At 75.2% G+C, this 8,064-nt stretch carries 7 protein-coding genes; 5 read left to right on the top strand and 2 right to left on the bottom strand.

What is annotated here, in order from left to right; translation table 11 throughout:
• The 3 genes from AOK16_RS11860 to AOK16_RS11850 form a co-directional block, all read left to right on the top strand.
• Positions 1–1,708 (top strand): acetate--CoA ligase family protein (locus AOK16_RS11860; protein WP_169790886.1); only part of this gene is annotated, 1,708 nt, incomplete at its 5' end.
• Between the two features lie 331 nt (positions 1,709–2,039).
• On the top strand, positions 2,040–2,636 hold the full coding sequence (locus AOK16_RS11855; RefSeq protein ID WP_055472224.1) for a DUF5998 family protein: 597 nt from the start codon (positions 2,040–2,042) through the stop codon (positions 2,634–2,636).
• Entirely contained in the window at positions 2,636–3,862 is a 1,227-nt protein-coding gene (locus AOK16_RS11850; RefSeq protein WP_055472223.1) for an alkaline phosphatase family protein, read from the top strand. The genes AOK16_RS11855 and AOK16_RS11850 overlap by 1 nt, the downstream gene beginning before the upstream one ends.
• A gap of 80 nt (positions 3,863–3,942) precedes the next feature.
• On the opposite strand, the gene AOK16_RS11845 is transcribed toward AOK16_RS11850, so the two are convergent.
• The gene (locus AOK16_RS11845; protein WP_055472222.1) at positions 3,943–4,878 is read right to left on the bottom strand and encodes a ribokinase; all 936 of its coding nucleotides are present in this window, start codon (positions 4,876–4,878) and stop codon (positions 3,943–3,945) included.
• A 7-nt stretch (positions 4,879–4,885) separates the two neighbouring features.
• Entirely contained in the window at positions 4,886–5,428 is a 543-nt protein-coding gene (locus AOK16_RS11840) for a VOC family protein (RefSeq protein ID WP_079101277.1), read from the bottom strand.
• Here AOK16_RS11840 and AOK16_RS11835 point away from each other — a divergent pair.
• Positions 5,315–7,624, top strand: coding sequence for a sensor histidine kinase (locus tag AOK16_RS11835; RefSeq protein WP_420865379.1), 2,310 nt, complete (start codon positions 5,315–5,317; stop codon positions 7,622–7,624). The two genes, AOK16_RS11840 and AOK16_RS11835, sit on opposite strands and share 114 nt — an antisense overlap.
• Positions 7,621–8,064, top strand: a 444-nt coding sequence (locus tag AOK16_RS11830; protein WP_055472220.1) for a roadblock/LC7 domain-containing protein, incomplete at its 3' end; no start/stop codon positions are given. The genes AOK16_RS11835 and AOK16_RS11830, both read left to right, overlap by 4 nt.

Genomic DNA, 8,064 nt, shown 5'->3' with positions numbered 1-8,064 from the left:
GGTAAAGGGGGGCGCGGAGCGTCGGTTGAGGGAGGTGGTGGGTGACGGGTGGGCAGGGGTCTCGACCTTCGTGTCGGCGGGCAACCGGGCCGACGTCTCCGGCAACGACTTCCTCCAGTACTGGTACGACGACCCGGCCACCGAGGTCGTCCTCATGTACCTGGAGTCGATCGGCAACCCGCGGAAGTTCACCCGGCTAGCGCGGCGGACCGCGGCCGTGAAGCCCGTGGTGGTCGTCAAGGGCGCACGCCACAGCGGCAGCGCGCCGCTCGGGCACACCGTGCCCACCACCCGTATCCCCGACGCCACCGTCTCCGCGCTCTTCCGGCAGGCCGGGGTGATCCGCGTCGACACCGTCACCGAGCTCGCCGATGCGGGGCTGCTGCTGGCGGGCCAGCCGCTGCCCGCCGGGCCGCGCGTGGCCGTCCTCGGCAACTCCGAGTCGCTCGGCCTGCTCACCTACGACGCCTGCCTGACCGAGCACCTTCGCCCGTTCCCGCCGCGCGACCTGACCACCGCCGCGACGCCGGAGGACTACCGCGCGGCGCTCGCGGCTGCCCTGGCCGACGACCTGTGCGACGCGGTCGTCGTCAACGCGATCCCATGGGTCGGCGACGAGGGCGCCGCGGAGGGGGACCGGCGGGACGAGGGGCGCGCGCTGGCCGAGGCCGTACGCGAGGCGGTGGCGGCCGGGGGGCGCGCGAAGCCGGTGGCCGTCGTCCACTTGGAGATCGAGGGCCTCACCGAGGCCCTGTCCGCCTCCGGTGTCCCGGCCTACCCCGCCGCGGAACGGGCCGTACGGGCGCTGGCCGAGGCCGTGCGGTACGCGCAGTGGCGGCGGCAGGCGGCCGAGCCGGGACGGGTGCCGGAGTACGAGGACATCGAGGAGGCGGCGGCCGGGGCGGATATCGACGAGCTGCTCGGCGCGGTGAACGGCGGCGCGGTGAACGGCGGCCTGGTGAACGGCGGTGCGGGGGACACCCGGGCGCCCGCTGAGCCCGGCGGCGGGCCGGTCCCGCGCAGCACCCTGCCCACTCCCGACGAGACCGCCCGGCTGCTGGCCCGCTACGGGATCGCCGTACGGCCCACGCTGCCCGCGCCGGACCCGGACAGCGCCGCGCGGGCCGCCGCGCGCCTCGGCTACCCGGTGGCGCTCAAAACCACCGCGCCGCACCTGCGCCACCGCGCGGACCTCGGCGGCGTACGCCTGGACCTCACCAGCGAGAGCGAACTCCGGCGGGCCCACCAGGAGTTGACCGACTACCTCGGCAAGGCCGAGGAGCTGCGGCCGGTCGTCCAGGCGATGGCGCCGCGCGGGGTGGACACGGTGGTGCGGGCGGCGATCGACCCCGCGGTCGGCGCCGTGCTGTCCTTCGGCCTCGCCGGGGCGCCCTCCGAGCTCCTCGGCGACACCGCCCACCGGCTCGTCCCGGTCACGGACCGGGACGCCGCCGACCTGATCCGCTCGATCCGCACCGCCCCCCTCCTCTTCGGCTGGCGCGGCTCCCAGCCGGTGGACACGGCGGCCCTGGAGGAGCTGCTCCTGCGCGTCTCCCGCCTGGTCGACGACCACCCTGAGGTCGTCCAGGTCGACCTGGAGCCGGTTGTCGTCGCCCAATACGGCCTGACGGTCCTGGGCGCCACGGTCCGCCTGGCCCCCCGCCCGGCCTCCGCGGACCTGGGCCCCCGCCGCCTGCCGGCGTACTGAGGCCTCAGCCGCCGGTCCTCTCCTCTGGCTGATCCGGTTCGGCACTGTCGGGCTCCGCCCGTCCCCATTGCTCGCCGCTGCGGCGGGACTCTTCTGGGGACTTCGTCCCCAGAACCCCTGCCCGCGTGCTGGCGCGCGGAGGCGGCCCCGTTCGGTCCGGGGACGGAGTCCCCGGAAAACCTTCCGCCGCGACGGCGCGCAACCACCGCTGTGGAGCCCGGCGGTGCCGAACCGGCCCCCCGCCGGGCGGGGCGGACGGCGTCGAGGCTCTCAGGCTCGGCCTCGTTCGCGTGCTGCCCGCACGGGTTCCCCGCCACCGTAGGATGGACGCATGGCGAAGACCGGTACGACGACCCAGGGGCTGCGCGCGGCGATCGAGCGCAGTGGCTACTACCCGGCCCTCGTGGCCGAGGCCGTGGAGGCCGCGGTGGGAGGCGAGCCGGTCGCGTCGTACCTGGTCCACCAGGAGACGACGTTCGACGCGAACGAGGTCCGCCGCCACGTCACCGTCCTCGTCCTCACCGGCACCCGCTTCATCGTCAGCCACACCGACGAGCAGGCCGCCGACGGCGCGTCCTCCCCGTCCCCGTACGCCACCACCTCCACCGAGTCGGTCAAGCTCGAGCGCATCTCCTCGGTCGTGGTGAGCCGCGTCGTGGCGAACCCCGAGTCGTACACCCCCGGCACCCTCCCCCGCGAGGTCGTCCTCACCATCGGCTGGGGTGCCGTCAGCCGCCTCGACCTGGAGCCCGCCGCCTGCGGCGACCCCAACTGCGAGGCCGACCACGGCTACACCGGCTCCTCCACCGCCGACGACCTCAGCCTCCGCGTCAGCGAGGCGGGCGACGGCCCCGACTCCGTACGCCAGACCCTGGCCTTCGCGCAGGCGCTCTCCGAGGCCACCGTGGCCTCCACATCCGCCGGCTGATGGTCCAGCCCGCCACCGCCGGCCCCGGCCGGCACGAGCCCGCGCTCCTCGACCCGCGCACCGCCCCCGTCCCCGCGTACGGCACGGGCTCGCTCGCCGACCTGCTGCCGACCGTCGTCGCCGGACAGGGCGTGGATGTGCACTCCGCCGCCCCCGGCCTGTCCACCGGCCTCGGCCTGCCCCCCGCGGACCGCGTCTGCGTCTTCCTCGTCGACGGCCTCGGCTGGGAGCTGCTGAGGGCGCACGCCGACGAAGCGCCGTTCCTTTCCGGCCTGTTGGTGAGTTCCCGCGGCGGCACGGGCGCACCGATAACCGCCGGGTTCCCGTCCACCACCGCGACCTCCCTCGCCTCCGTCGGCACCGGACGCACCCCCGGCGCACACGGCCTGCCCGGCTACACCGTCCTGGATCCGGACACCGGCGCGCTGATGAACCAGCTGCGCTGGCGGCCGTGGACCGACCCGCACACCTGGCAGCCGTACCCCACCGTCTTCCGACTGGCCGACGCCGCGGGCGTCCACACCTGCCAGGTCTCCGCCCCGGACTTCCGGCACACCCCGCTCACGAAGATCGCGCTGAGCGGCGGCACCTTCCACGGCAGGCTCTCCGGCGAGGAGCGGATGGACCTCTCCGCCGAGCAACTCGCCGCCGCCGACCGCTCGCTGGTCTACACGTACTACAGCGAGGTCGACGGCAAGGGCCACCGCTTCGGCGTCGACTCCGACGCCTGGCGCGGCCAGCTGATGTACGTCGACCGGCTCGCCGAGCGCCTCGCCGAGCAACTCCCGCCCCGCTCCGCGCTCTACGTCACCGCCGACCACGGCATGATCGACATCCCCTTCGACCCGGACTCCCGGATCGACTTCGACGAGGACTGGGAGCTGCGCGCCGGAGTCGCCGTCCTCGGCGGCGAGGCCCGGGCGCGCCATGTGTACGCGGTGCCGGGCGCCGCCGCCGACGTGGCCGCGGTTTGGCGGGAGGTGCTGGGGGACCGGATGTGGGTGGCCACCCGCGAGGAGGCCATCGCGGCGGGCTGGTTCGGCCCGCCGGGGGCCGGGGTCGACGAGCGCGTGTACGGCCGCATCGGCGACGTGGTCGCCGCCGCCCGCGACGACGTCGCGGTCGTCGCCACGGAGACCGAGCCGCACGAGTCGGCGATGGTCGGCCTGCACGGCTCGATGACCCCGGTCGAGCAGCTCGTACCCCTCCTCGAAGTCCGCACCTGACACACGCGGCGAGCGCGGCGCACCTGAACGCACGCGGCGCACCTGACGCACGCGGCGCATTCGGCCCCCGGCAGCCGGTGCTATCGGCGCCGGTAGAACGCCCGGTAGCGCTGGTCCGTCTCCCCTCGAGCCGGTACGGAGGCGCTGGCGCCGGGGCGTTCGACGGAGACGGACGCGGCGGCGCAGGCGATCCGCAGCGCCTCGGCGGGCGGAAGCCGCTCCGCCGTGGCGGCGGCGAAGGTACCGGCGAAGGTGTCTCCCGCGCCGGTGGTGTCCACCGGCTCCGCGGGCGGCGCCGCGACCCTGACCGGGGTCTCCCCGTCCGCGCCGGCCAGCTCGGCCCCGTCCGGGCCGAGCGTTGTCAGGACCGCTGTCCCGGGCGGGATGCCCGCCCGGCCGCGCCGCAGGTGCTCGGCCTCGTGCTCGTTGACGATGAGCACGGAGACCGAGTCGAGGAGCTCGGGCGGGAGGTCGCGCGCGGGCGAGACGTTCAGCAGCACTGGTACGCCGTGCCGACGGGCCTCCGCGGCGGCCTCCGCGACGGTCTCCACGGGGATCTCCAGCTGGCAGAGCACCACGTCGGCCTGGGCGATCGCTTCCCGGTCGGCCCCGGTGAGCGGGGTCAGGGAGCTGTTGGCGCCGGGCACGACGACGATGTGGTTGGCCCCCTCCTCGTCGACGGTGATGACGGCCGTGCCGGTGGTTTCGCCGGGCAGCGTGCGGCACCGTCCCGTGTCGACGCCGGATTCCCGCAGGGCGCCGAGGAGTTCGGAGCCAGGCGCGTCCTCGCCGACGGCGGCGATCAGCGTGGTGCGGGCGCCGAAGGCGGCGGCCGCGACCGCCTGGTTGAGGCCCTTCCCGCCCGGCGCGCGGCGCACCGAGGTGCCGAGCACCGTCTCACCGGGCCGCGGCAGCCTGGGGGTCTCGGCGAACAGATCGAGATTGGCGCTCCCCACGACGACGACCCGCGGACGGTCGCCGGGCGAAGGGGCGTTCAGGAGCGGGGACCCGGTCATGAGGCGGCTAGCGGGCCGTTCGTACCAGCGCGAAGAGCGCGCCCTCCGGGTCCGCGACGTGCGCCAGGCGGCCCGCCGCGTCGTCGCGGGGCGGCCGGACGACCCGGCCGCCGAGCTCGGTCACCCGGCGCGCGGCCGCGTCCGGGTCCGCCACCTCGAAGTACGTCAGCCAGTGCGGCCCGCGGTCCCGCGGCAGCGCGTCGCCCACACCGTGGATCGCCGCCACCGGCCGCCCGTCCAGGAGCAGCGTCAGGCGGTCGGGGTCGGCCGGGACCTGCTCCTCGGGCTCGTATCCGAACACCGCCTGGTAGAACTTGCCCACCATCGAACTGTCCTGTGTCATCAGCTCGTTCCACACCGGCGTGCCCGGTTCGCCGCCGGCGTCCGCGCCGCCGTGGTCCCCGCCCTGCCAGACGCCGAACACCGCGCCCGTCGGATCCGAGGCGATGACCAGCCGGCCCGCCTCCTCGGCGTCGAGCGGGCCGACCCCCACGGTCCCGCCGCATGCGCGGATCTGCTCGGCCGCGCCACCGGCGTCGTCGGACGCCATGTACGGCGTCCAGGCCACCGGCAGATGCCGGTCCGGCGGCAGCTCGCCGAGCCCGGCACCGGCCGCGCCACCGAACTCGACGCACGGGCACGCGCCACGGACCAGGCCGTCCAACGGCTCCGGCTGGGCGACCGCGACACCGTCGCCGTCGGCATGGACCTGCCCGCGGACGTCCCGCGGCGGCTCGGCGCCTTCGTCACGAGTGCGCGGCAACTCGCCGAACTGCGGACCGGCATCGACGACCGCGCCGTCAACTGGGACGACGCCTACGCCGCGTACACCGACACCATCGCCGCCGGCCTCGGCGTCGGCGGCGCGCTCGCCGACTCCGGCGCCTACACCCGGGAGGCCGGACAGGGCACCCACGCGCGCGTACTGCTGGAGCTCGCCCGCGGCCGGGAACTCCTCGCCCGCGAGGACGCGTTGCTCTCCTCCGCCCAGCTGACCGGCGCGCTCGACCGGGACCGCCACCGGCGGTTCACCGGCGCCATGGAGGCCCGCAGGGCATTCGAGGAGGCCTCGGCGGCCGACCTGAGCCCCGCCGACCACCGCCAGTGGCGCGACATCGCGGCAGGCGGCGCGTACGCCCAAGTGCGCGCCGTCGAGGACAAGGTGCTGCGCGCCGACCCCGGCACCAAGGCCGCCGCAGCGGCACCGGCCACGGCCTGGGACCGCTCGTACGCCACCCTCAGGGACGAGTTGCGGAACCTGGAGAACGACGCCTCCACGTCCGCGGCCGAACACGCCGACCCCTTCGCCCACGGCCTGATGTCCCCGGCCGGAGCGGCCGTACTGCTCGGCCTCGTGGCCGTCCTCGCGTCCCTCGCCATCTCGGTGCGCATCGGCCGCGGCCTGGTCGTCGAACTGGTCACCCTGCGCAACTCCGCGCTCGAGATCGCCCGCCACAAGCTGCCCAACGCGATGCGGCGGCTGCGCACCGGCAAGGAGATCGACATCCACGCCGAGGCCCCGCCGGGGCCGCCGGCCGAGGACGAGGTCGCCCAGGTCGGCGAGGCGCTTTCCACCGTCCACCGGGCCGCCCTCCGGGCCGCCGCCGAGCGCGCCGAACTCGCCAGCGGCGTCTCCGGTGTCTTCGTCAACCTCGCCCGCCGCAGCCAGGTCCTGGTCCACCGCCAACTCGCCCTGCTGGACGGCATGGAGCGGCGCGCCGAGGACCCGAACGAACTCGGCGACCTCTTCCGCCTCGACCACCTCACCACCCGCATGCGGCGCCACGCCGAGAGCCTGATCATCCTCTCCGGAGCCGCCCCGGGCCGCGCCTGGCGGCTGCCCGTGCCCCTCACCAACGTGGTCCGCGCCGCCGTGTCCGAAGTCGAGGACTACGCGCGCGTGGAGGTACGCCCCCTGCCCGAGGCCGCCGTCGCCGGCGGGGCCGTCGCCGACCTCACCCACCTGCTCGCCGAACTCGTCGAGAACGCCGCGCAGTTCTCCCCACCCCACACCAAGGTGCGGGTCACCGGCGAGCCCGTGGGCAACGGCTACGCCCTGGAGGTCGAGGACCGCGGCCTGGGCATGGGCGAGGAGACCCTGGAGAAGGCCAACCGGCGCATCGCCCAGTCCGAGGCTCTAGACCTCTTCGACAGCGACCGCCTGGGCCTGTTCGTGGTGAGCAGGCTCTCGGCCCGGCACGGCATCCAGGTCACCCTCCACCCCTCCGCGTACGGCGGCACCACCGCGGTGGTCCTGCTCCCCAAGGCACTCCTGCACACCGTCCCCGCGTACGAGCAGGACGACCGGAAGGAGCCCGTCCAGGAGCCGCTCGCATCCGTCCCCTATGAGCAGCCGCCCCGTCTGGAGGTCCATGTCAACGGTGCCGCCCGGCCCAACGGACGGCCCGTGGCCCTCCCTGGACAGCGGTCGGCACCCTCCGGGCCTTCCGCCGCACCGCCGCGCCGGGTGATCCCCGCCCGCCGCGACAGCCGCTCGGCGGACGGGGCGCGGAGCGGTGGACCGGGGGACAGCGGTCTGCCGCGCCGGGTACGGCAGGCCAGCCTTGCGCCCCAACTGCGCGAGACACCCGCTCCACAGGACCCGCCCGCCGCGGTCCAGCAGGCCGACGAGCCGGAGGAGCGCACCCCGGAGCAGGTCCGCGCCCGCATGACGGCCTATCGCGACGGCTGGGTCCGCGGCGGTGGCGCCTCCGCCGCCAGACCGAGTGAAGGAGACCAGGAATGATCGATCCACACGACGCCCTCCAGGGAACCGAAGGCGTGCGGCCGTCCCGCGAGCTCGACTGGCTGCTGGACGACATTGTCACCCGCATCCGCGACGTACGGCACGCCGTGGTGCTGTCCAACGACGGCCTCTCCGTGGGGTCTTCGGACGCCCTCTCCCGGGAGGACGCCGAGCACCTCGCCGCCGTCGCCTCCGGATTCCACAGCCTCGCCAAGGGCGTCGGACGCCATTTCCAGACCGGGGCCGTACGCCAGACCATGGTCGAGATGGACGGCGGGTTCCTCTTCGTGGTGGCCGCGGGCGACGGCTCCTGCCTGGCCGTCCTCAGCACCGTCAACGCCGATGTGGGCCTGATCGCCTACGAGATGGCCAGGCTGGTGAATCGGGTCGGCGAGCATCTGGGCACCCCGGCCCGCTTCGCGGCCCACCAGCCGCCCGCC

The sequence above is a fragment of the Streptomyces pathocidini genome (genome assembly GCF_001418495.1).
Taxonomy (GTDB): Bacteria; Actinomycetota; Actinomycetes; order Streptomycetales; family Streptomycetaceae; genus Streptomyces; species Streptomyces pathocidini.
This window is presented reverse-complemented; position numbering and strand designations above follow the sequence as displayed.